The 25,074-nt window shown below is 43.6% G+C and carries 18 protein-coding genes; all 18 read right to left on the bottom strand.

The window, feature by feature from the left end; all coding sequences use genetic code 11:
- Nucleotides 1-21 precede the first annotated feature (21 nt).
- The 18 genes from OHJ21_RS25385 to OHJ21_RS25300 all read right to left on the bottom strand — a co-directional run bounded on the left by OHJ21_RS25385 (nt 22) and on the right by OHJ21_RS25300 (nt 25,073).
- The gene (locus tag OHJ21_RS25385) at nt 22-741 is read right to left on the bottom strand and encodes a YhfM domain-containing protein (RefSeq protein WP_486021486.1); all 720 of its coding nucleotides are present in this window, start codon (nt 739-741) and stop codon (nt 22-24) included.
- A 314-nt stretch (nt 742-1,055) separates the two neighbouring features.
- Nucleotides 1,056-1,541 (bottom strand): hypothetical protein, encoded by a 486-nt coding sequence (locus OHJ21_RS25380; protein WP_486021485.1) that lies wholly within the window; start codon nt 1,539-1,541, stop codon nt 1,056-1,058.
- A gap of 332 nt (nt 1,542-1,873) precedes the next feature.
- Nucleotides 1,874-3,109, bottom strand: coding sequence for a family 16 glycosylhydrolase (locus OHJ21_RS25375; protein WP_486021484.1), 1,236 nt, complete (start codon nt 3,107-3,109; stop codon nt 1,874-1,876).
- Nucleotides 3,110-3,155: 46 nt separating this feature from the next.
- A complete protein-coding gene (locus OHJ21_RS25370) occupies nt 3,156-4,550 on the bottom strand; it encodes an ABC transporter substrate-binding protein (RefSeq protein ID WP_486021483.1) in 1,395 nt (464 codons plus the stop codon).
- Between the two features lie 237 nt (nt 4,551-4,787).
- A complete protein-coding gene (locus tag OHJ21_RS25365) occupies nt 4,788-5,672 on the bottom strand; it encodes an AraC family transcriptional regulator (protein ID WP_486021687.1) in 885 nt (294 codons plus the stop codon).
- Nucleotides 5,673-5,862: 190 nt separating this feature from the next.
- Nucleotides 5,863-7,278 carry an ABC transporter substrate-binding protein gene (locus tag OHJ21_RS25360; RefSeq protein WP_486021482.1) on the bottom strand — a complete coding sequence of 472 codons (1,416 nt, stop codon included), beginning with the start codon at nt 7,276-7,278 and terminating at the stop codon, nt 5,863-5,865.
- Nucleotides 7,279-7,318: 40 nt separating this feature from the next.
- A complete protein-coding gene (locus OHJ21_RS25355) occupies nt 7,319-8,281 on the bottom strand; it encodes a carbohydrate ABC transporter permease (protein WP_486021481.1) in 963 nt (320 codons plus the stop codon).
- 19 nt (nt 8,282-8,300) lie between these two features.
- Nucleotides 8,301-9,170 (bottom strand): carbohydrate ABC transporter permease, encoded by an 870-nt coding sequence (locus tag OHJ21_RS25350; RefSeq protein ID WP_326115996.1) that lies wholly within the window; start codon nt 9,168-9,170, stop codon nt 8,301-8,303.
- A 1-nt stretch (nt 9,171) separates the two neighbouring features.
- Nucleotides 9,172-11,574, bottom strand: a complete 2,403-nt coding sequence (locus OHJ21_RS25345) for a DUF5696 domain-containing protein (RefSeq protein ID WP_486021685.1) — start codon at nt 11,572-11,574, stop codon at nt 9,172-9,174.
- Nucleotides 11,574-13,685: a YIP1 family protein gene (locus OHJ21_RS25340; RefSeq protein ID WP_486021480.1), complete on the bottom strand. Its 2,112-nt coding sequence runs from the start codon at nt 13,683-13,685 to the stop codon at nt 11,574-11,576. Before OHJ21_RS25340 ends, OHJ21_RS25345 begins: the two co-directional genes overlap by 1 nt.
- 24 nt (nt 13,686-13,709) lie before the next feature.
- On the bottom strand, nt 13,710-14,600 hold the full coding sequence (locus OHJ21_RS25335; RefSeq protein ID WP_243390971.1) for a carbohydrate ABC transporter permease: 891 nt from the start codon (nt 14,598-14,600) through the stop codon (nt 13,710-13,712).
- 23 nt (nt 14,601-14,623) lie between these two features.
- Nucleotides 14,624-15,619, bottom strand: a complete 996-nt coding sequence (locus tag OHJ21_RS25330; RefSeq protein ID WP_486021479.1) for a carbohydrate ABC transporter permease — start codon at nt 15,617-15,619, stop codon at nt 14,624-14,626.
- Nucleotides 15,609-18,578: an extracellular solute-binding protein gene (locus OHJ21_RS25325; RefSeq protein ID WP_486021478.1), complete on the bottom strand. Its 2,970-nt coding sequence runs from the start codon at nt 18,576-18,578 to the stop codon at nt 15,609-15,611. The genes OHJ21_RS25330 and OHJ21_RS25325 overlap by 11 nt, the downstream gene beginning before the upstream one ends.
- A 13-nt stretch (nt 18,579-18,591) precedes the next feature.
- Entirely contained in the window at nt 18,592-19,710 is a 1,119-nt protein-coding gene (locus OHJ21_RS25320; protein ID WP_100540385.1) for an ABC transporter ATP-binding protein, read from the bottom strand.
- A 271-nt stretch (nt 19,711-19,981) separates the two neighbouring features.
- Nucleotides 19,982-21,364: an ABC transporter substrate-binding protein gene (locus OHJ21_RS25315; protein WP_486021477.1), complete on the bottom strand. Its 1,383-nt coding sequence runs from the start codon at nt 21,362-21,364 to the stop codon at nt 19,982-19,984.
- A gap of 28 nt (nt 21,365-21,392) precedes the next feature.
- The gene (locus OHJ21_RS25310) at nt 21,393-22,778 is read right to left on the bottom strand and encodes an ABC transporter substrate-binding protein (RefSeq protein WP_486021476.1); all 1,386 of its coding nucleotides are present in this window, start codon (nt 22,776-22,778) and stop codon (nt 21,393-21,395) included.
- A gap of 73 nt (nt 22,779-22,851) precedes the next feature.
- Nucleotides 22,852-24,123, bottom strand: coding sequence for an alpha-L-fucosidase (locus OHJ21_RS25305; protein ID WP_486021475.1), 1,272 nt, complete (start codon nt 24,121-24,123; stop codon nt 22,852-22,854).
- A 185-nt stretch (nt 24,124-24,308) separates the two neighbouring features.
- Entirely contained in the window at nt 24,309-25,073 is a 765-nt protein-coding gene (locus OHJ21_RS25300) for a hypothetical protein (RefSeq protein WP_486021474.1), read from the bottom strand.
- Nucleotide 25,074 lies beyond the last annotated feature (1 nt).

Below are 25,074 nucleotides of genomic sequence, written 5' to 3'. Positions count from 1 at the left end.
CCTGCCGTCTTCTTATGCCTTTCATTTTAATGCAGGAAGTCGCGACAAGCTAGATATAAAGGAAGTTAAACGGATAATAAAAGGTACTTTCAGCCTGGTTGCCCTTTCAAAGTTGCCCAATCTATAGGTACTTGGTGTAACTCCGGCCATATATTTCAACTTGTAGGTCTTCTTCTTCGCCTCATCCCCTCCTGATGATGGAGTCATTGATACCAAAGATACGAACAAGCGATAAACAAATAAATATAGCACTCGATATAATGCGAAACTGATGAAGCAGGATATGCAGGCAACGGCTTTTACAGCCCCTCTTGCAAGAATGAGTTCTCTCATCCGATCCGTATGTTTGGACGAAACCACATATACATCTTCTCCCCAATCTTTGAAACCGTAGCTGAATACACTTTCCTGTCCCTCTTCCCCTAGCCACAGCCTGATGGCATGGGTGGGCGATTGCTGTGCATAGATGACCATTACATCGTAATCCGGGTCCGTTCGTTTGGCATCATCTGGCTGCTTGCGAGCAGTACGGATTGCTTCCTCAAATGATCTTACATCTTTTGCTTCCTTAAAGGACAGCAGTGTATCCTCATTCATCTCGTCCCAATTCTCGAATGCCGATATCCGAATTTCGGCGACCTGTTCATCTAGAAGCTGCATCGTCTCCCAACCGGGCTCCTTCTCGCAGCCTGTTAATAGAGCTGTCATGTAAAGTATGAGAATCGTTAATAAACGTTTCATTAAATCGTCCTTTCTTATCCACGAAAATAATATGATTCAACCATGATCGACTTTACTTCATTACAAATCCCCTTCAAATCTCAACAATGAGTGTAGTTTCAAGTTATTCTGTAGAAATCTGCTGATATCCTCTTCACTATATAGAAAAAAGGCTGTGGCCGATTTGCGGATGCATGTTATTAATAGTAAGCCGCTTCGCCATAAGAAACATGGCTTCAACAAATTAAAAGACCGTAGACGTTACAATCTACGGCCTTCCCACATTAAAACTACCATTCTATTTCATACTATGCGAATTTAATAGTCTTATATGATCACTTTAAGTTGTTATCCAAAATATCATCCGGGTTAGAGCGTAAATAACCGTCCGATCCGCCTCGATGATATCCGCTAACGGGTGTTCCGTCAGCACGCACATAACCGCTGACTTCATGATCTTCCACATGGTGCACACCAGGATCCTCGTACTGATCCGCCATTTCCATATCGTCTGCAAAATAAGAATCTGCAAGCATCATGGCACCGAGCCCAAGAGTCGCTATGCAAAAAGCAACGACATATGGCCGTCTGAACGTTCTGCTCGTAAAAAAGAAAAGCGCTGCTGCTACCCCTATGACAATCAACAGCTTGTCACCCATATGTATCTCGTACGAATGATGCATGACATAAATAAAACCGCCCCATAGGAGCGTGTTGTACAGCAACCCGAGCCAAAACATCGGGTGCAAGATCATTCGGATAATAACGTAAATCTTCCAAATGATTAACAGCACTGCTAGTACCCCTAAGATGAAAGCCACTTCTCTATCTCCTTTGTCTGCTATATAATGATTCACTGGTAAATCCAGTTAATGATATAGTAACATATTCCTATTTATTGTAGTATATGATTCTGTAGAACTATATTATCCAGTACAACAAAGAGGCTGTCGACATCATTGTCCACAGCCCTATAAAACAAAACCACGCTCAAACTGAATTTTGTATTGGGGGAGTCCTTCTCTTAGAAAAATCCCCAATTCATGTTGCAGACTGAACTCGTTATATATTTCAATATGGTTTCCTTGCTATACCAAAAGCCTCGATCATTTTGGTGCATTGGATGCGACTGCTGCAATTTCGGCTACCAACATTACGCCTTTGCGCTCAAATAGACAGCGATATCCTGGATCAAATACGATCCTGCCTCTTGGCTCCCATTGAATGCCTGAATCACAATTCGAATCGACTTCGCACGTTCTTCTTGTGCAAGCGTGATTTCGTGTGTTTCTAGCTCATCCTCACGATGGCTCCATGTGACCTGCCCTGACTCCCCCACTTTACGCCAATCGGTTAGACCATCAGGAGATACTTCAATATCCCACTGTGTCGGACCTTGCTTCAATCCAGCTCGTGTCGTTAACGATACCGTATCCAATACTTTCGGTTCCATCCAATCCAAATATATATAGTGAGGTAATGACTCTTCCGGTTTGCTGATTAGAGCGGTATTCGGATCTCCGTCATTGATATAGCATATATGCGACTGCGCATTGTACAAATCTCCCCAGGTAATATCGTTACCTACTCCGCTAATGGCAAACCGGGCGAGATTGCCTTCCGTTCCTTCGAGCGGAATGAGCTCCGTGGGCATCCCCTCGCGCTTATATACCCTTAAATAATCAACGAGGAATTCCTTCGGATACGGAATCGATCGATCCAGATCGCCAATCCATCCTCCATCCCCATCATTAATTTGCAGCAGGGTAACCATCGGATAATCCGGTGACTGATCAACTTCCCAATATAGCTCATGATCCAGATAGAACTTCATACCGTATTCATCCCACTCAAAGCCGTATACGTGAAAATCTTCAGATAAGTCCACATCCGTTCGATACGGAATATGGGCATACTTCAATTTCGTATCACGCAGTGAATGAAGCGTTGTATTCAGCAAACGCGTATCTTTGCCTAACAATTCGAAAATGTCGATTTCGGCATTTTGCTCTTTCTCATTTTCGAACCCGATCATCCACCAAGCTGAATTAAGCCCGCTCCCTTTCGCCACCTTCGCACGTACCTCGAAGTAACCATATTTCGTCACAAGGTTCATGAAGGCACGGTCATGATGGTTTAGCCCGAGATCATCACCGTAACGGTGCAGTCCATCTCGCATCCCCGTAACGATCGCGGATACACGCTTATGCTCATCAGGCAGCTGTAACACGATACAACTATCCCGGAATTGATAGGTCGCCTCTGCTTCCTCTAACGTCTTCCAATGTGATAGACCGTAGGGGGAAAACTTCGTCTGATCGAGCGTTGGGCCATCAAACTCTTCATGAAATACGAGGGTCCAGCCTTCCTTATGCAGCATATCTGTCATGATTTACTCGCTCCTATTCCGTGCATCCATTTTGTCTGAAACTCTCTTACTGTTTATTCATAGCATCTTTAATCTTGATCGCAGATTCCTCTTCCAGCACACGGATAAACTCCGGGATGTTCATGTCCGAGGTCGCAAACTTCTGCATAGCCCCATTCAAATCAACGTATTTATCCCATACACTTGCTCTAGCAGGAGGAAGCGCAAACTGATGTTGGAACATGGCCATAACATTTTTACCTTGATGATCTGGATTATCTGCACCAAATTGCTTGCGAATTTCCACATCGGATGTAGCCGGGATTGTGCCTTTTCTTGTAGCCTTCGTTTGATTCTCGATGGAAATAATCGCTTGAAGGACTTGCAGCGCTGCTTCTTTATTCTCGCTATACGGGTTAATGACGGTAGGTGCCGTATGAACGGCTGGAGCCGTATCTGGGATGTCAGGCCAGGATGGTACCGGCAGAATGTCCATGTTTTTCTTAAATTCTGCTCTTTCCTCCGGGGTCTCCCCTCCGAACCAAGTCAGGAAACCATGCCAGTTGATTTCCATTGCAGCTGTTTTTTGCATAAACTTATCTGGTTCTTCCGGATTGTAGATGCCTGGAATACTATAAATTTTCTTCATGAGTTCCATATACTTCGTAAACTTCGGATCTTTGGACAATAATACCTCCCCCGTATCAGGATCCGTCAATGTTGTGGATAACTGTAACAGTGCAGCATCCACCGTATCCGAGCCGAACTCCAATCCTACGTATTGATTTCCATCGCGGGTACCTGTCGTCTTCTTAGCGAGGTCAATGATTTCATCCCAAGTCATGTTGTCCGTCGGATAAGGAACACCAAATAGGTCGAATACTTCTTTATTGTAGAAGAGACCATAAATCCCTCCATTGCCCGTCAATCCGATCAGCCGTCCTTCAGGGTCTTGGGAACGAATCAAAGCAATAAACGACGGGTCCACTGTGCTCAAATCGATCCCATACTCTTTTACCATCTCATCCAGCGGCTGTACCATATCAAGATCGAGCAGCACATCCACCCCCAGGTTGGGCGTTAGTAAGTCCACAACCGTCCCTGCGCTGTTAATCTCCTGGATCCCTTCAGCCGTTCCATTCCAATCCACATATTCGAATGTAATATGGGGAACCAGCTCCTTCATATCTTGAACAAAATTGTTCTGGAAATTTTCTTCCCCCCATTGGGTTGCTACCTTTAACGTAACGGGTTCATTCGAGAATTGCTTCACTTCTACAGGTTCAGGTTCCTCCGCTTGTTCTTCCGAGTTCGCATTCGTTCTTTCGGTGGATTCGGTTGTATCTGGCTTATCATTTGTTACTTCACCGCTTTCTCCTGATGAACATGCTCCCAGAACGAACATGAACAATAGACACAACATGAACAGCAGGCCTAGACTTTTTTGACCATTTCTTCTCATACATAAACCCTCCCATTGTCATTAACTCATAATACCGATGCAAAAATAATGGATTAAATCAATGCAAGAGCCATTCGATCCGGATTTCCTACCTTTGAACAAGCGAATCCAGAATCAACTTGAGCTATTCTCTATCCTTCGGAAGCGTTCTCAATCCGGTCTTTAATTCATAGTTTACTCGGCTACTCCTTGGAAGTATTTAGCCCAGAGTAACACTTTTATAACAAAAATAACCCCCTAAGATTCTTCCAGGGGGGAGACGATATCGAGCGACGAAATAAGCGTTGCATTAAACTGACTTAGGCTGATTCCCATTCGTTTTTTGAACATCCGACTAAATGAGTGCAGCTCCGTATATCCGACCTGGTTCGCAATCTCGCTGATCGAAAGCTCGGTTTCAAGTGCGAGCTGCTTCGCCTTCTCTATGCGAATCGTAGCCAGATAATCAGACGGCGTCATACCGTAACACTTGCGAAATTGCCGTATGATATAGTTTCTGCTCAGCCCCGTCATCTCACTTAGCGTGTCCAAACGAATCGTCGTACTATAATTTTCTTTAATGTAATTACAGATTTTCACCATCTTTGCATTGATTTTTGTGGTTTGCTTCGCTGTTCCATCAACCGGATTGCTATTAGCCAAATCATATAGTATTTGTAACAACAGTCCTTGGGCAAGCATATTACTTGTCAACGAATGCTGCTGGATGGCCTGGATTAAGGGGATTAGTTTGCCTAGTAACGATCCATCTGGATCGCTCCCCTTAATGTAGTCTTTTCCAAACATGAATTCTATTGGCGACCTGGACAGTCCAAAATGAAATGAAATGGTTATTCCTACGTACGGATCATGTTTAGATGGTTGCAATGATCGAACAGCACCGGGGCGAATGATGTAAATATCCCCTTTTCCGAGCGGACACTTAACGCCATTCATCATATTATCCGCTTTCCCATCGACTCCATATAGAAGCTGATATTGACTAATCTGCTGAGGTATCATAAACCAACCCGTTGGAGGTTTGTACATATGGGCAAGCGTAATATAAGGTGGATAATAGAATTGATCCTGCAATATCGGAATCGTTTCCTCTGGATTCAGGACTGGAAGCTTATCATACATCAAGAATTCACCTTCCCCGCTTTTTGACTGATTCATCCCCTGTTTTTACAATACATGAATACCCATAGAGATAGTGTGAAGATTTAATCAGCAAAATAGTCCAACAAGTGCGCAAAGCTATATAGCGCCAAGAACCTGAGACGATGACCTCAGGTTCTTAACCAAATCGTATGCAAGCGACCAGAGGTTCTTATTGACCTTGTTCTTTCTTTTGTTTCTCTTCCTTGATCTTAATCGTCATTTCTTCTTCCAGCTTACGCAAAAATTCGGCGATATTCATATCCGAGTTTGCGAAGTCCTTCAGTTTCTCGGTAATCATACCTTCAGCTAATCGTTGATATTGCGATTTTCTACCTTCAATGACTCTTGCGTTTTCCGGGAAGTACGCTTTTACATTTTTGCCTTCGTAAATATCCTTTTCGCTACCGAATGCCGCGATAACTTCCGGACTCTTCAATACCGTCGGATATCCTGCAGCCGAGAACTTCATCTGCATATCTTCCGCAACGACTTCTTTCATCCACTGGAAAGCTGCATCTTTTTGCTCACCGTATTTATTCAATACATACATATGGGCTTGCGTTGGTGTCGCTAACTGATCTTCCCCTCCCCAGATTGGCATGAGAACCGAATCTACATTCGGTCGAATAGTTTCAGGAATTCCCCATTCCAGATATGTCGGCCAAGACACTAACATCGCAGCCGTTCCACCGGCAAAGAAGCTTGCTTGTTTATCCGGATCACGTTCATATATCCCTGGTATGCTATAGAACTTTTTCATCAATTCGAAATATCTTGTGACTGCCGGCTCCTTCGTAAGCAATACTTCATCGGTTTCAGGATCCACGACATTCGTAATAATTTCTTTAAGAGGTGCGAGCGCTTCGCTTGTCAGGCTGTTCGTATAGCCCATCTCCAGACCACGGTAGTTTACACCATTTCGTTCTCCGGTCAACTTCTTAGCTAACTCAAAGGTTTCATCCCATGTCATATGGTCTGTCGGGTAAGGAACGCCAAACATATCGAAAATCTCTTTATTGTAAAATAACGTAATGGTATCAGCAAACGTAGGTACACCTACCATGGAACCCTTATCATCGTAGGAGCGGAACAAGGATATGACAGATGGATTGATACTGGTTTCATCCATTTCGTATATCTTCATCAAGTCATCAATGGGCTCAACCATATCCAGCTCTTTCAAACCATCAATTCCTTTGGAGCTGTAAATAATATCCGGGATGACACCACTAGCGTTCAATTCTTGCAATGCTTCCGAAGTGGAATCACCTTGAATCCAATGAACGGTTATATTCTTACCTTCTGCTTTAAGCTTATCTTCAATGGGCTGCATGAGAGGAGCAATCTGATCTATGCCCCATTCATGTTGAATGGTGATCGTTGTCTCCTCGCTGAAATCCGTCACAGCTTTACTCGTCCAATCCACTTCTTCTTCCTGTGCAGCTTCTTCGTTAGTCCCAGCAGGCTTCGCTTCGGATGCAGCTTCCGGTGCTTTATCTACCGAATCATTGCCGGTACAACCTGAAAGTAATGTGGTTAGCATGAATACAAAAGTAATGATTAGAAAAATCGATTTTCTCTTCATTCATAATCCTCCTGTATTATCCCAAATGATGGATCCAGGTCTACTCGACCAAACCTGTACGTTCAACACTCTCAACAAAGTAACGCTGGGCAACGAGGTAAAGAATAAGCGGAGGCAATATAACCAGGAAGCTTGCACCCATTTTAATCGGTTCAGCTAGATATTCCGGCAGTCCTCCATTCGTAATAAACGTCGTCAACTGACTATCGATAAATGACATTTTCAGTGCTAACGGCATATCGCCGCTTGAACCCAGGAACATCCTAGGGTAGTACGTGTCATTCCAAGTCCAGACGAACGAGAACAACAGAACGACGAGAATGGCTGGTCTTGCCAACGGAAACATAACGCGTACATAAAACCTCAAAGCACTAGCACCATCGATCCGTGCCGCTTCTTCCAATGCTTTGGGCTGCGTGGAGAAGAATTGACGGAAAATGATGACAAAGAGTGCACCCTTAACACCGAACCCAAAAATAGAAGGCAAAATTAAGGTTAATAAATGACCATTCAACCCAAGCTTCGTATACACCATAATCGTAGGCAAAATAACAACTTGAGGCGGAATAATGAATGCCAAGAAGACGAGGAATAGAATCGTCTTCTTGAATGGGACATCGAGCCTTGCCAAGGCATAGCCCGCTAGCCCACACGAAATACAATGGAGCACAGCAGTCGAAATCGCAATCAGTATACTGATGGAGAGAGACTTCGGATAATCCAGCAGCTTCCATGCTTCGACCACATGACCTAAGTAGACGGAAGACGGGATCCATGTCACGGTTGGATCAATTAAGTCCTTGGCACTCATGACCATCTTCACGAGCATTTTTAAAATCGGGTTCATATACACATAGGAGGTTACGATGAATATTCCGTACAAGACTAGTTTAAATAACAGCCCTTGATTCATCTCTCGACCTAGAATCGTATACTTCACTTGTCGTAATCCACGTTTCGTCGTGAACTTTTGTTTCACACGCGTCGCTATTTCAACCTTCATGTTCTGCCTCCCTCCTTCACTAACGATTTGCTCCGACATGTTTCCGGTTAATTCTACTGTAGATGAGAATGACAATTCCCAAGAATACAAGAATAATAGCGAAGTAAATCCATGCCAGTGCACTATTAAATCCGTAGTTTCCTGTATTAATCAAACTAATGACAGGATTGGACGGGAACGTAAACATATCTACAACGGTATAAATTAAGTTCAGCAGGATAAACGGTGACATCGCTGGGAGGGTTATTTTCCAAAATACTTCCCACGGTGTAGCACCATCGATTCGAGCTGATTCATACGCAGATGTTGAAATGGTCTGCAGCCCTGCAATAAAGAGCAGAATTTGTACCCCGGAATACCATAAAACGAGGACAAACTGATTCAATACGGTCTTTACGGGTTTCGCCCAGGAGCTATCCCCAAGGAACATATCCATGTAACCGCCAATATTAAATCGTTCAAGGAATCCCAGGTTGCCTTCCCCTTGATTAATAAATGACATCAGCACAGCACCCGTAGAGAAGATAACCGGTAAGAAGAAGATGGCACGGAATAAAAATCGACCGGGCAGTTTTTGGTTCAGCATAATAGAGATCATCAAGGCGAATATGACGATAACCGGGATCATGATGACGACTTCTTGAAAATACGGAATTAACTTATCGTATAGATCCGAGCTGTTAAACAAGATCTCCCGGTAATATTTAACGCCAACAAAGTCGTACACAATTTTTTTCGGCAATATTTTTACCGTGTGAAAGCTCATAAAGAGTGAGAAGACTAACGGAAATCCTAAAAAAGCGATAAATCCGATCAACCACGGTGCAATAAATAACGACCCTTCCAGCTTTCGAGATCTCTTAGCAGAGAGTATTCGCTTTGGGGCCATACTACGCACCTCCTTTGCTTACGATGTAGTCTTTGGCTTTCACAACAACATTCCCGACACGAACCTCTTGATCGTTATAATTCACGATGACTTGCTTCCCGTTACTGTAAGTCGTTTCAAATACGCCGCCTACGATTTCACGATGGCCTGTAATGAACTCGTTCTGCACATCACCAAGTGCTTCTTCGTACTTTTGATACTGTGACACGATCTCTTCAAGCCAGTCTTTGTAGTTGGTACTGTAGAATTCATGCAGAGAAAGTGATTTAAGTAATTCTTGTGATGAAGCGTTCGTTACGACAAACGACGGTACTGCGCCGTATTCGATTCCCTTTAAGAAATTGTCCGCATAGTCATCACTCAAGTTCGCATACTCGAATGAGTATGTTGTCAGACCATGAAGAGCAATCTGGGCGAATGGTATGACACGATCGATAAACATGTCATAAGAGAAGTTAGAGGCCATGTTGTCCATATGGCTGATATAGGGGAAGGTGTATGCGTTACCTCCTGCCCCTTTTACGCTGCCGAATGTTTCTTTAGCCTTCTGAAACAATTGGCTCTGAATTTCCTTTGATTGTTCTCTTGTCGCTCGATAGTTCTCATTAAAGTCCGTATTCAAGAACGATCCGATTCCTTGACCGTATACATAGCCATTGATTCCTAATGATTTCGCTTCTTGGAGATCTTCTTCTATAACACCTTTCATAAATTGAGGACTGACAAACGTCTTCCGTCTGCTATCCCAATTCATCGATTCAATGACAGAAGAAGCTAGGTCACGAAGACCGTCTCTATTCTTCCGAAATCCGTCTTTACCGCCTCTGTTATACGTATAGGAAGAGGCATCAAGATAAACCCCATAGCCCTTCGAATGGGCGAAATCGGTAAATTTCTTCATTCCCTTGTTACCGCCAAGTTCATCTGGAACGGGGAAGTCACCACCGAACTTACTGTATCCATCGTTCTGCCATCCGAGGTAAGTGATATCCATGTTATCCACACCGAGTGCAGACAACTCCTGGACGATGGCTTCAGCCTCTTTCGTGGTTGTTAATGGTAGATAGGAATCCCACAAAAATCCGTCTTCGGTATCGCCGCCAAGTAAGTGCAGCTGAAGCCGCAGCTTCGCTTGTTCACCTTCTAACGGTTTCATCGCAGACTCTGTCATCAATAATTCCCGATAACGTTCAGCTAATGTAACATAGCTAATTTCTTCATCTTGTTCATCGATCATATAATAACGGGTCGCACGATCCGATTTCGTTATTTCTTTGCTATACGTCAGGTAACCGTTAAGTTTCTTCGTATCTGTCGGTTGGAAGAACTTGAACCGGTACTGATACTCTGGTGCAACCCAGTTGAATTGACTGAATGATCCCGAAGGTGCTGCAACCACGTTCGCGTACTCTTCACCTTCTGTAATGACTCCTAGGAGTGCTTGCTTATTCGATTTAATCCCGAATACCGGCATGGTAATCGGGTTACGATCAGACATGGTATTGCGGTTACTGTATGCCCAATCGTCGCCATAAACACGTTCCGTATAGAGGTTTTGTGTACCCGCACGACGTTCTCTGAAATCAATTAAAGCGCCCGGACCGTCTGGAATGTATAGAAATCCGTCTTCGTCATCCGAAGTTTGTGCACCCAAGAACGGGAATAAGCGAATGGACGCTAGGCGAGCCATCGGATCTTTCTTGGGCTTCGGTTTCTTGATTTCTTTGCCATCCTTATCAACCGTAGCTGCCGCCGGCTCTTCCTTCGGAATGACTTTCTCATCCACAAGACCTTCAGCCAACACTTTCGTTTCCACGAAATCTTCGCCGAGCTTTACTTCTACAGGAATCATGAAGCCAAGATCCGGCATGTCATACATCACTTTAAATCCCTGATCCGTTACTTCGAACTGGCTTATTCCCCCTTTTTGAGCATAAAGGTTAGTCTCCTTCAGCAAATCTTTACGCAGATTAAACTCTACATAACGGAACATAAAGGGTGAAGCAAGATGCAACTTCCATGCATCCGTATTCAGCTTATCCTGCCAATCCTTCGGATTAGGAAAAGAGCGCCATACTTCTCCTGTCGTTTTACTTGTTACGGTAAAATGACCGGTGGCCTTATCCGCTTTAAGCAAAAATTTCTCATTTTCCGCTATCCTTTGAAATTGGGTTTCATCCGGCAACTTTCCATTTGATTTTGCAGGGGTTACTGTCTTTGTCGTACTCGTCTGAGGTGCCCTTTTGGTCTCCGTTTGCGTTTCAGTCTGTGCCGTAGTTTGAACCTCGGTCTGCTTCTTATCGGTTGAAGCGGATGTAGCAAACATAAAACCGACGAGCGTCGACGCGAATAAGACGCAGATCGCAGCTACCATGAATCGTGTTTTGGACCGTAATAAGCGCATCACATCGACACCTCCTGATAGATCGTGTAAACAAAGTTGCCAAATTCGGATGTGAGTCCGATTAAGATGAACACAAGTACCCACATAATGGTCATCGTGATGACCGTAAGTGTAATGTTCAATACCGTTTCGCCAACGCCGTAGTTTTGCAGCGCTTGAATGTTCCAGAAGAATAATAGCCCGCTCCACAAAAGCATACCTACCTCAATAGAGCTGTAAATGGATGCTTCGCTTTGTGTAAAGATGTTCGAAATAAGAGCAAGCGGGATCCCGAGTAACACGACCGGGAACAATGAATAACAGCTTCCAACGAATACATCTTTAAACCTTGCTTCCCCTTGCTTGATCGAACCTACCAGATAGTTACATACCACCCATGATAACCATACGGCCAAGAAGACTGTGAGCATATAAGTTGAACCTTTTGCATAGACCGGCACTGGATTATATGTAAAACTCGTATAGAACGATTTCACCAGAAGCATGACCACCGTTAATATGAGAATAACGAAAGCACTGATGTAGCCACCCTTATTCAAATATCTCAAATCACCAAATCCGTCTAGGGGATGTTTCAAAATGTAGAATACATGCTTTAATTGCTGGAACCAGGTTTGACTGTTCAACTTATTCGATTTCGGCATCATTCGGAAATTGAATTTTCTCTTGAGCTTGATAAACACCCATAATACGAGGCCGGCTATAATAGCAAAGTTCGCCAAGGTCGAGAAGTTTTTTTGGAACCATTGCAAGCGAATTTGCCAGAATGAGTCTGAGTATCCCTCACCATCTCCTGCAAGCTTGAACAAGGCTCTAGCCCGCTCGTACTCACCGCGAGAAAATGCGGCCTGAGCGATTCCTTTATAAGCTGGAGAGAAATGAGCATTCAGCTTCAGTACTTTGTTCCAATATTGCTCCCCTTCTGCATACTTGCCTTCCTCCATTAACTTGTAAGCTTCGTGAACCGTTGCTCCAAACTCAGTCGTTTCATACACTTGAATGAGGCTCAGCGCCTCATCCAAAATATAAAGGCGTTTGTTCGAGTTGGTTTCTACTGCAACAGGTGCAGTTGTTAATCCAACCAGCGAATTACCTAAGGCCGAACGGCCCGACCAATAAAATAACATCGTTCCGTTTGCATCATACTGGGAAACAATATTCCGTGATTTATCAATAATCGTTACATTACCATTCTGGTCCAATGAGACATCGGTAAGCTGCTTCTCAATCAATTCATCCGATTCTAAGGAAGCTAAGGAAAACAATCGTTCATTGAACGACATCTCTTTCCATATATTTTCGCCGCGAATGTTCAATTTCTTGACTTGCTCTGTTTTGGAGCCGGAAACCGTATAGATGAAGCCTTGATCATCGATATCTATATTCCGGATCGTTACAGGCAGCAATCGCACTTGCCGACTCAATTGCTCTTTCGAATAGAACTGTCTCCGAATGATATCCATCAGCGTTACTTCCGTTTTATTCGTACCGAAGAACTGGTCGAATTTCCCCTCAGGGGTAAATTGGATGATCCCGTGATAACTCCCTTTCGATACAACATAGATAAAGCCGCGTTTATCGATAACCATATTCGTCGGTTCATATACGAAGGATTCATTAATGAGTGGTGATTCAGGACGACCAATTTCATTCAATAATTTCGCATTCTTATCAAGGTGAACAACCCGCTTATTACCTGTATCCGCAATGTAAATATCGCCGTTACCGGCCACAAACACACCCTGTGGTTGATTTAGCGGACTTTCTGGTAACGTGATTATCCGAACGAGCTCACCATCTTCATTCAGATGAACAATCCGATTATTATCGGTATCCGCAATATAAATATCATCGTTGTCTGCGATGAATAGATCTTGAGGGCGTTGCAGCGATGTATACTCTACTTCACCCTTTTCATTGACTACTGGAATTTCCTGCGCTAATACGCCGACCGGAGAATAAGCAGATTGCGTCATAATCGTACGTTCATAACTATCTTCTGTGAAGGTACGATAAGGAACATCAGCGCTTGCGATCATCGGGAATCCAGTCAGTGCAATCAAGCAGACTAGCCAAAGCACATATTTCGATTTGCTTTGATGGTTGCGCACGGTACACCTCCCCCATTCCTCTGCTTATTTGATCCCCGAATGCGCCATAGTCGTAATTACTCTTCTCTGGAAGATCAAAAAGATGATCAATGACGGTAAAAACATGATCAATGCTCCTGCCGCCGCCGCTCCCTGTCTAGCTACCGAGTTACTTAGCCCAGATGTTAATGTGCTCATGTAAAACGGGAGCGTCTTCATGGAATCTTCCTGCATGAATAAAGTTGAAGTCTCTACGTTCCCCCATGCCGATTGGAAAGCAAGGATTGAAATCGTTGCAATGGCAGGTGTAACGATGGGCATAACGATGCGTAGGAAAATGGTGAATTCTTTCGCGCCATCGATCTTCGCGGCTTCCAGCAGCTCGTTAGGCACTTGGTCCATAAACTGCTTTAATAGGAATACGCCCACTGGCATCGCGACAAGGGGCAGTACGTGACCCAAATAAGTGTTCATAATCCCTAGGCTTTGAATGACGATAAAACGCGGAATGGCGATGGCTTCTGTTGCAAATAGCAACGACAGCATAATTAAACCGAGCACTATTTTCGATCCTGGGAACGGATGCTTTGATAAAGGATAGGCACACATCGCTCCTGTGATCACCATGGCAACGCTAGACAACAAGGTAACCACAATACTGTTGAATACATACCTGGATACCGGCACAATGGTGCTTGCCGTCATGGCAAACAGTTCCGAGAAACTCCCCGTTGTCGGCTCCCTAACAATAAATGTGGGCGGGAACATGAATAGCTCGTGTAATGGTTTAAATGCATGGTTGAACAAATAAATGAGCGGAAGGAGCATGAAAATGGCAAGCGGTAAGATACAGATGGCAATCCATATTTGTGCTCGATCGATCAATCTCAGAGCTAATACAAAATCGCTCCATTTTATCTTTAATTTCCGCTGCATGGCAGTCATCCGTGCCTCTTGCATTATTCATCCTCCTTCGGTGCGAATAAATAACCGAAAAATTTACTTAACACATAACACATCAGAAGAACGACGATAGAAATCGCACTCGCGTAACCGAGTTCGAAACGAATAAATCCATAGTCATTGATATGATCAATTAATAATTGACCCGAATAATTCGGGGTCGGGTTCGTACCCGACAATTGAACCCCAATACCACCGGATTTAATCGTATGAACGATCGCCATAATGGCTGCGAACATCATCTGCGGCTTCATCATTGGAATGGTGATGTACCACACTTCTTGAAGACGACTCGATATACCATCAATTCGTCCTGCCTCGTACAATTGTCTATCCACGTTGAGAATACCGGCCAAGATGGCCAAGAAACCAATACCCATGGATGACCAAATCGAGACAATGATCATAATATTGAGCAAGTAGTCTTTATCGAGTAAGAATAAAACCGGCTGATCAATGATTCCCCATTTGAGCAAAAAGCTGTTAATATAACCCGATCGGTCCCCGGTAAACATAACCGTCCAAACGACTGCCATCGCAACACCTGCAGATAACGAAGGAGCATACATGGCAAGTGCATACCAAGTGCGCATCGTTGTTGGCAACTGAGCAATTAACCAGGCTAACAAAAAGGCTAAGATGTAACCAACCGGCCCTACGAATACGGCAAACTTAAACGAGTTAGGCAATACATACTGCAAGAAAATAATGTCCTGTGAGAATAAATTCTGATAGTTAAGCCAGCCACGCCATGATGGAAAATCAAAGGCATTAAAATAGGTGAAGCTTAACAAAATACCTGAAACAACAGGAATCAGAATAAATATGATGAACATCGCCATAAACGGTAAAATAAATAAGTAAGATAACCGGTACTTCCACATGTCTTTCAGTAAATAATGGATCCGTTCCGAAATACTAGGCTTCGTCTTACCGAGCTTGGTAGGAGCTCCGCTCATCTTCTCAGAAAGGGCTGCTGCATTATCTGTCATTCAGAATCGCTCCTTCCCAAGGTTCTGTAATCCGGATCAGATCGAGTTTCTTCAATACTTGCCCGTTTTCATCGATATAGTTGAACTCTTGCTGTTTACGCTTCATCTCCCGGTTAATTTCTTTAACCGCCTTCTCTAATGCAATCCTTGGATTTACTTGATCAATGGCTGCATTGTTCCAAGCAAAACCGAGTTCTCGAGCCGTCATATATCCTCCCGGTACATTGGGCCACTCTTGCATCCACTGCCATTGATCCAAAACAACGCTGAGATCCTCCTGTTTCCAAGGCATATTCGCAAACGCATGAACATTAGCTGAATTCCAGCGGAATGTTTCACCGCGATATTGCTCCAGATTAAGTCCAAACTCGGTTTGAATATCTTCGGACATGTACCATTTCACAAAATCCCAAGCGAGATCGCGTTTCTCTTTCGGCGTATCATTGAAAAGAACGTTCGCTGTCGGTGCTCCCGCAGCAGCCCATCTTGCAATCGTACCGTCTGCCTGCTTTGTTCCAGGAATAGGAGCAATTGCCCATTCATTCATAATTTCCGGTGCTGCGACCAGTAGCTGCATGTATGTATTGAAATCTGAAATACCGATCGGCATAGTTCCATCTCTAAACTGTTGATAAAAACTGTTCACTTGTCGTTCCATCCCGTACACATTGAACATTTCCGTCCATTCTTTGAACGCTTCAAAAGCTTTCGGGTCATTCAATGCACTTGTCAGTCCATCCTTCGAATACAACTCCACGTTATTTTGAAAGAACAGATACGAGAAGTTATCCGGCGGGATATAGAAGTTACTTTCGTTCTGCAATAACGTCGGCAGGATCTGGTATACATCATCCCAAGTATCCGGAACCGATAGGCCAAGCTGATTCATAATATCCTTGCGATAAAACATAATGTTAAAGTTATTCGTCTCCGGTATCCCATAAACGCCACCGTCATAACGGTAAGGCTGCATAATACCTGGATGGAATTCATCTAACAATTCCTCCGAATCCGGGAACTTTGTAAAGTCATAAATGGCATTACGTAATGCATAATCAAAGATCGATGCACTCGGTACCCCAATCGCTATATCAGGTAATATCCCGGCTGCTTTACCGAGAACTACTAAATCTGGCGATTGGACCAAATTGATATTCACTTTAATGCCATGCTCTGGCGTAAAACGTTCATTGGCAAGCTGCTGCAGCTCATCGACGTAATCACGCCCTTTAAACATCCAAATATTCAATTCATCTTCTGCATTCCGATCAAGCTGGTTCTTGCTTGTAAAGGAATAGAACAACGTAACGATCGAGTTCCACAATTTCTCGAAGAAGTTCGCCTCGATTTTAGGCAATTTTGTATCGGGGGCAGCTACATAAATTCGATCAATTTGCAGCGGGGTATTCATCAAATCCACACGCTGGGCCTCAATCTTCTCTTGCATCGTTCCGATGGTTAACTGACTATAAGGAATTTCATTCGGATCTTTCAATAAATCTTCCAGATCTCGCACACTGGACTTAAAGGATTGTGACACATTGTCTCTTACCTTGTTGATGGCAAGCATTTCATCTGTAAGTTTGTTGAAGCTATCCCTTAATACTTCAAGTCTCTTGGTCATACCCGGGATATCTTTCTCGATATTCCATACGCGATACGCATCCGTGCTGTTCCCTGTGGCAATACGAAGTTCTCTGGAAACATCGCGAAGTTCCTTCGACATTTGATCGATGTCAGCTATGACGGGGATATAAGGCTCGACAGTGGCTTCCATCTTGATCGAATGCTTCCCTTTGGTGAAATAGAAATCAAATGATTCCCCATCCGAATTAGCAAGCGTTACCTTTTTCCAGTCGCTGTCATACGGAAACGGATAATTTTTCATTTCGTTAAAAGGAATTTCACCGTCAATATAAATATTTCGGAATACCGTAGCATTTTTACGCAAATTTTGTTTCACACGGAATGTCAGATGGTATACGCCATCTTCCGGAACTTCAAAATCCCAAGTCACCGCTTGACCGCCTTTGTTCCAGCCCGTACCACCTATCGTATTAAATCGAACGAGATCGAGCGACTTAGGCTCAGATAACGGACTCCGATCGTATTGCGTTTGAATCGAAGAGGAGTTTTTAAGACTGAACTGCTCACCCTCGATGACAATGGCTTCCTTACTGCCGCTCGCTGCATGAGTTGGATACGTTTTTTTCACGTCTTCATAATTAGCTATGTTCTTAGGGGCTTGTAAACGGAATGATTTCAGCGCGACCGACTGGCGAATCGTCTCTATACGAATCGTGTTTTCCCCTTTGTTCAAATGCCATTGCAACGGTTGGCTATAAGACCCCTCAGAATCACGAAAAGAAGTCGTTTTCCAACCCGCTTCTTCGTCAATTAATGAGCGTATTTGATTACCCTCTTCATCATATTTCTCAGGCCTCACTTCAGAAAATCGCCGTTCCAACGGGACGGAATGTGCCTCTCGAAACGGATATTCCCCATTAATCTGGACACTCATGATCACCGACTGGCGACCGAGCCCATCCTTTGAAAGAAACGGGTGATAATCCGCAGCCAATTCATATAAACCTTCTTGATCTACATTTACTTTGTACTCTACCCAGCCTTTAGGCTGAGACCATAGAAGAACATCATGCTCGCCTTCATAGGAGCCAACGGAGACGACCGCATCATCCGACTTCGCATGATACGATTTAGCGTCAATCTCAAGCCCCTTCGTTCCCACCGGAACCTTTTTCTGCGCCCAATCTTTCGATATGGTATAAAAATAGGGTTCATGGCTCGACAAATCTTGAGTAAGTGCATCCGGACTGCTTGTTTCCGCAGTCTTGGGATCCCCTTGTGCGTTACCTGGCAATACCGGATTACCTATAAGGGCTACGGATAAGATAACGAGCAATAATCGGTTAAGAAATTTAGCACTTCTCTTTACCATTCGTATCCCTCCATCACTTTGTTAATAGAATCCCTGTATCCTTATGGAAAAACAATACTTTGTTCATATCCACTGCGACAGCAGTTCTCATTCCATCATCAAAGTGATAGCGTGGGTGAGCGCGGGCAACCAGATATTTCTCCAGCCCTATATTCATATGGTAGTAACGGTCAGATCCAACAAATTCACTTAATTCCATCGTTCCGTTAATAATCGATTGTGGATACGCTTCCAACATAATTTCCTCAAAGCTAATGTTTTCTGGCCGCATTCCAATAATGATTCCTCGATCTACTAGATTCATCTGTCTTATCGTATGAGCCTGCTTCTCTGTGAGCCTGAGCCCGAAGCGCTTCGTATGGAATTCAAGGAACCCTTCACGTTCTTCAATTTTACCGGTCACAAAATTCATCGGCGGGTTTCCGATAAAATTGGCAACGAACAGATTAGCTGGTTCATTATAAATGACCTCTGGCGTATCTACCTGTTGAACAATCCCCTTCTCCATGACCACAATACGATCGCCCATCGTCATTGCTTCAATCTGATCATGGGTAACATAAATCGTTGTAACACCGATTTTTTTGTGAAGGCGAATAATTTCCGAACGCATTTGCACGCGCAGTTTAGCATCCAAGTTGGAGAGCGGTTCATCCATAAGAAATGCCTGTGGTGTACGAACGATCGCCCGACCTAGTGCAACACGCTGACGCTGACCGCCAGATAATTCTCTTGGTTTACGGTCCAAATAGTTTTCAATTTCTAGTACACGGGCAGCCCGTTTAACCGATGACTCAATTTCATGTTTCGGAAGCTTTCTCATTTGCAGACCAAAGGCAATATTATCGTAGACAGACATATTCGGGTATAACGCATAGTTTTGGAATACCATCGATATATCACGATCTTTAGGCGGCATATCATTCACAATGGTATCGCCAATGTAAATTTCGCCTTCTGAAATATCTTCTAATCCCGCTAGCATACGTAATGTTGTCGACTTACCACATCCTGAAGAACCTACAAAGACAAGAAATTCCTCATCCTCAACTTCGAGGTTAAAGTCTTTCACCGCGTATTCTTTATATTTCCCGTAACGTTTGTGAACATGATTAAATATAATTCTCGACACTGGAATTCCTCCTTTGCAGATCCCGTTTTTCCCCAATCCTTACTTATATAAGTTGAACTAAAGATTCTCAGCCCGAGCATCACTACGAATACGGATTATTCTTCCGATCGCTGTTGCCCCCAGATTTCTATCAATCTATTAAAAATGGTTGAAATCCGGGTGCAAAGGCGACCGCTACCGCTTCTCCAGAATAATTCCGCCTTCTCCGTTGAGGTTCTTCTTTTCATTAGTTCAATCTAGATAGTTTGAATCTTATCTGGTCCGGGAACCTCTACTGTCCCTTAGCCATGGCATCTTTGATTTTCGCCTCGGATTCTTCCTGTAATACTCTTAGAAACTCTGGAATGTTCATATCTGACTCCGAGAATTTCAGAAGACTGCCTGAAAGATCCACATATTGATCCCATTTGCTGATCGTTGTTGGAATGGCTGGCTCACGTGAGAAGAATGCGCTAATATCCATACCTTCATACACTTCAAGTTCCGCGCCAAACTCTTCGGAAACTTTCGGATCGGTTAGTACAGGGCGGTCACCAATTCTGGCTAATTTAGTCTGATGCTCGGGAGATACATATTCAGCAAGAACTTGAAATGCTTCATCTTTATGCTCACTGTGTTTATTAATAATGAATGGATGCGAGAATGAAGCTGGTGCAATATTCGGTAGTTCCGGCCATACCGGCACAGGTACGGATTGAATATGTTTCGCGATTTCCGGATCTCCAATGCCCCATTTAATGTATCCCGGCCAAGATACGATCATAGCGACATTTTTATTTTGAAAGGAATAATCCTTTCTGACTTCCGGATCATCACTATAAATGCCAGGGATGCTGTAGAACTTCTTCATCAGTTCCAGGTATTTCGTAACCGCCGGTTCCTTCGTTATCAATACCTCACCGGTCTCTGGGTCTGTCAAGTTCACATTTAATTGTTTTAGAGGCACCAAGGCTTCTGTTCCTGCAAATCCAGGGCCCATCTCTAGCCCATGATATTGGATGCCGTCCCTTTCACCCGTCAGCTTCTTCGCAAGATCAACCACAGCATCCCACGTCAGATCCTCTGTTGGATAAGACACGCCAAACAGATCGAACACCTCTTTGTTGTAAAACAACGCATAATTGTCGCTAGCTGTAGGCATCCCTAGCAATCTGCCCTCAGAATCGACTAATCGCCAGTAAGCGATTATGGAGGGGTCTATGCCACTAAGATCAAATTCATGGGATTCGATCAAACCATCGAGCGGTTCGATCATATCTAGCTCTTGTAGCGCGTCGATTCCCCAATTGGCAAAAATGATGTCGGGAACGATTTGTTTCGCGTTCAGCTCTTGCAATGGCTCCAATTGTGCCTGGGAGTCAACTAATTCCACGTTAATATTCGGAAGCTTCTCATCAATATCCTTAAAAAGTTTATCGAACGCCTCTTGTCCCCATGGATACAAAATCTTGATGGTAATCTCATCTGTCGATACGGCCTGCTCATCCCCTGTTTTCGCATCTGAGGATGGCGCATCCGTAGATGGTGTATCCGTGGCTACCGTTTCCGTTGTGTCTTCCTGTTTGCCACCACCATCCGTACTGCACCCTGACAACAACATTGAAATGGATAAAATAAACACTGACAGTAGGACTAATATGCGTTTCTGCTTCATATAACGCTCCCCCTAATGCATTTCATGTTTATTTCTTGGATTGCTCTTCCTTAATCTTGATTTCTGACTCTTCCTTCAGCACACGTGTAAACTCCGCTATATTCAAATCGGTAGTCGCAAACTTAGTAAGTGCCTCACTGAACGCGACATGCCGATCCCATGGACTTTTACGTGCGGGAGGTTCAGCAAATGGATTTTGGAACATCGCAGTCACATTTTTGCCTGTATACGTTGGATCATCTGCACCGAACAATTTCCCATCCTCTTGGCTTAAGGATACGGAAGGAGTACCCATTCTCATCCGGTATTGTATCTGGTATTCAGGGGAGATCACGTAGGTTAACACTTGCAATGCTGCTTCTTTATGTTCACTGAAATCATTGATAATCCATGGATGAGCGCCTGGTTTAGGAGCGATTCCCGGCATATCTGCAAACGACGGAACGGGAACCATATCCATATTTTTCTCATATTCAACTCTCTCTTCCACTTCTCCACCAAACCAAGTTAGGAAGCCATGCCAGTTCACGACCATCGCTGCTGTTTTGCCTTCAAACTTATTGGGTTCTTCCGGATTATAAATATTAGGGATACTGAAATATTTCTTGAGAACTTCCATCATCTTTGCAAATTTAGGATCTTTATCGAACAATACTTCACCTGTCTCCGGGTCTGTATAGTTCATCGATAATTGATTAAATAACGCCGTGGGCATGGCCCCTAAATCAAGGCCACTGTATTGAACACCATCCTTCTTGACGGTTAGCTTCTTCGCCAGGTCAAGAAGTTCATCCCAAGTCATATTGTCAGTCGGATATTCAGCCCCTAGCAGGTCAAATATTTCTTTGTTATAGTACAATGCGAGAACATCGCCAGCATCCGGAAGACCAATCAGACGTCCTTCTTTGTCCCTTGAACGTAATTCCTGAAGCAGCTGTGGATTGACACCACTTAAATCAACGCCATACTCAGCAATCATGTCATCCAGACCGAATACCATCTCAAGTTCTTCAAACGGTGCTTGACCGGTATAACCTAATACAATATCAGGAACAATACCCTGCGCGCTTAATTCCTGCATATTCTCAGCCGTTCCGTTCCAGTCAACATGCTCGACGGTGACATGGGGGAATTGCTCTTGAATCGGATCAATCATTCTCGGTGTGAAATAGTCGATTCCCCACGGCGTCGCTATTTTCAGCGTTACGGGTTCATCGCTAAATGGTTTGACAGGCTCGTTCGGTTCCTCTTCCTTGCCTTCCTCCGAGTTTGTATCCGTATTATTGGTATCCGCCGCTTCAGATTGGCTTTCCGGTTCATTAGCTGTATTATCCGAGTTACTGCAAGCGGTTACAAAAATGGTAAACATAAGGCACAGTATCATAAGTACATTCCACATTTTTCGGTTTATCATCACAATTCATCCCCCTCACATATATGAACTACAAATTTTTAAAAAAGCATCCCCCCGTATTGTACGGGTTTAGTTACTTCTCTGGCTGATGCTCAGATTGTTCTCGAGTCCCCCCCACATAGTAGATAGCCATTTGGCGGATTGAAGGCACACCATCATAATCTGTTATTTCTAATTGAAGACCCCGAACTTTAATCGCAGGGATGCGAATAATTGCTTTATGCCCAATGTTTCTTCCTTCGTACACCGTGATGGACCGATGTGTTTTTTCAGTCGTGACGTTAATCCGGAAGCTCCGTACATGTTCTCCGTTCGCTAAGTCCTCTTGAATCAGGATATGATCGATTAGATGAGGTTTCGTTGCCTCATAAGACCATCCTGACTTATTCTGCGAACACTGTTCGATTGAAGCAATAGGATGATCGAATCTTCTACGGATCTCATCACCCATTGCCTGTAACTGTGCTGTGTCTTTCGCAGGTAACAGACCTTCTCGATCCGGTCCGATATTTAATAGCAAGTTAGCGCCTCGACCTACCGAATAATAATACAAGCCCATAAGTTGATCCAGGCTCTTGATGGTGTGCTCATCACTGTCACTGTAGAACCAATTCGCCCGCATCTGTACATCGCATTCAGCAGGTAACCATATATGTTCACCCAATGCATCCTTCTGCTGGGTTAAAATCGAGAATTCCGTTGCATCTGTAACATTCCAGCAAGGAATCGGTGCAATCCCGTCTTCATTACCTACCCACCGGAAATTAGGATCGCCCATATTAAAAATTAAAATATTCGGCTGCAGCCTTCGAATCTCACCCATAATCCTTGCCCAATCATATTCATGACCTTCAGAGCCGCAACCGTCAAACCACAGAATATCAATGTCTCCATAATCTCCAAGCAGTTCCGTAATTTGATTAACAAAGTAATCATCATATGCACGGGCATCCTGATTATAAAAATCTGCCGAGCCGTCAAATGGAGAATAATATAATCCAGGTTTCACATCATACTTACGGCAAGCGGCGACGAACTCCTTCACCACATCCCCTGTTCCCTCTCTCCATGGGGACTCAGCAACCGTGAATGAACTATATTTCGATGGCCAGTTAGAGAAACCGTCATGATGTTTGGCTGTCAATACCGCATAGTTCATCCCAGATTCTTTAGCTGTTCGAATCCACTGCTCGCAATCTAACTGAACCGGATTGAATGCCGAAGGTGACATCGGGCGCTTATCAAAATCAACATACCCCTCATAGAATGTACGCAGACCAAAATGCAAAAACAGGCCGAACTCCCAGCTCTGATACTCTAACTGCCTATGCGTAGGTTTGATCATCGAATTCGTTATCACAAAGACCCCCCTCAACTTTTTTTCTAATCTTAACAATTCTGTTGTGAAGGTGGTGTGAAGATGCTGCGTATTTCATGTGATGATCCATAAACGATAAATAGCAGTAAGGACAAGTGTCCTTACTGCTATTTAAAAAGATTAATTATGTATTAGGGATTCATTACATTTTTTTATGTAGATGCTTTGTTTAACAACAACTGCTGCATGAAAGCAATTTGAATAACACCCATGACAACGGCACAAATAGGTATCGCGATAATTAATGCTGCTGGGCTCCATAAATAGTGAAGTAGCAAGCTAATAAGGCCTGAACTGATCATCATGACAATAATAATTCCTGACGTGTTAAAACTTGACGCTTGAAAATAACGTCTGCTCTGACGGAACGCTGCATCAACATTCAATTGATCAACAACAATACAATATTCTACATAAATAAAGATGATCCGGAGAACTACAAATATAACGAGGGACAGGAACAGTCCGATAACACCTAGAAACGCTGCCAATAACGTTGTAATTGCTGTCTTTGCTGCTGTTATGATCATAAACAAGAAGATAAAGCGGACCGCGTATTTTTTGCCGTCCTTCATGAATTGGCCGATTGAAATGGGACTGCCTTCCACAACATTACGCAAAGAAGCGATATAACCCCCCTGAGCAAAAGCCATCAGCAACAGCATGAAAATAACGGGAATCCACGCTCTCACGGATACCGTATCACCCATAAACTGCATTTGATTGATGAGCTGCGGAATATTACTCACATAACTGACCGATGGAATCCCCATCTCCAGAATAAGACGTATGGATAGTGAAGGTACTCCAATAAAACCAACAATCATAAGCCCTATAATGAATGATAGCGCATCCAAAATAATCGGATACATAATAATTAATGGGTTTCTGACTAGCAAGCGGAATGTTTTTTTCATG

Source organism: Virgibacillus sp. LDC1, assembly GCF_025792345.1.
Taxonomy (GTDB): domain Bacteria; phylum Bacillota; class Bacilli; order Paenibacillales; family Paenibacillaceae; genus Paenibacillus_AQ; species Paenibacillus_AQ lautus.
Note: the sequence above shows the minus strand (reverse complement) of the source record. Positions and strands in the feature narration are given on the sequence as shown.

Bases quoted from the DNA above. Each gene is read 5' to 3' on its own strand.
- OHJ21_RS25385 (WP_486021486.1), bottom strand. From the start codon at position 741: ATGAAACGTTTATTAACGATTCTCATACTTTACATGACAGCTCTATTA.
- OHJ21_RS25375 (WP_486021484.1), bottom strand. From the start codon at position 3,109: ATGACAGATATGCTGCATAAGGAAGGCTGGACCCTCGTATTTCATGAA.
- OHJ21_RS25370 (WP_486021483.1), bottom strand. From the start codon at position 4,550: ATGAGAAGAAATGGTCAAAAAAGTCTAGGCCTGCTGTTCATGTTGTGT.
- OHJ21_RS25365 (WP_486021687.1), bottom strand. From the start codon at position 5,672: ATGTATGATAAGCTTCCAGTCCTGAATCCAGAGGAAACGATTCCGATA.
- OHJ21_RS25360 (WP_486021482.1), bottom strand. From the start codon at position 7,278: ATGAAGAGAAAATCGATTTTTCTAATCATTACTTTTGTATTCATGCTA.
- OHJ21_RS25355 (WP_486021481.1), bottom strand. From the start codon at position 8,281: ATGAAGGTTGAAATAGCGACGCGTGTGAAACAAAAGTTCACGACGAAA.
- OHJ21_RS25350 (WP_326115996.1), bottom strand. From the start codon at position 9,170: ATGGCCCCAAAGCGAATACTCTCTGCTAAGAGATCTCGAAAGCTGGAA.
- OHJ21_RS25345 (WP_486021685.1), bottom strand. From the start codon at position 11,574: ATGCGCTTATTACGGTCCAAAACACGATTCATGGTAGCTGCGATCTGC.
- OHJ21_RS25335 (WP_243390971.1), bottom strand. From the start codon at position 14,600: ATGCAGCGGAAATTAAAGATAAAATGGAGCGATTTTGTATTAGCTCTG.
- OHJ21_RS25330 (WP_486021479.1), bottom strand. From the start codon at position 15,619: ATGACAGATAATGCAGCAGCCCTTTCTGAGAAGATGAGCGGAGCTCCT.
- OHJ21_RS25325 (WP_486021478.1), bottom strand. From the start codon at position 18,578: ATGGTAAAGAGAAGTGCTAAATTTCTTAACCGATTATTGCTCGTTATC.
- OHJ21_RS25315 (WP_486021477.1), bottom strand. From the start codon at position 21,364: ATGAAGCAGAAACGCATATTAGTCCTACTGTCAGTGTTTATTTTATCC.
- OHJ21_RS25310 (WP_486021476.1), bottom strand. From the start codon at position 22,778: ATGATAAACCGAAAAATGTGGAATGTACTTATGATACTGTGCCTTATG.
- OHJ21_RS25305 (WP_486021475.1), bottom strand. From the start codon at position 24,123: ATGATCAAACCTACGCATAGGCAGTTAGAGTATCAGAGCTGGGAGTTC.
- OHJ21_RS25300 (WP_486021474.1), bottom strand. From the start codon at position 25,073: ATGAAAAAAACATTCCGCTTGCTAGTCAGAAACCCATTAATTATTATG.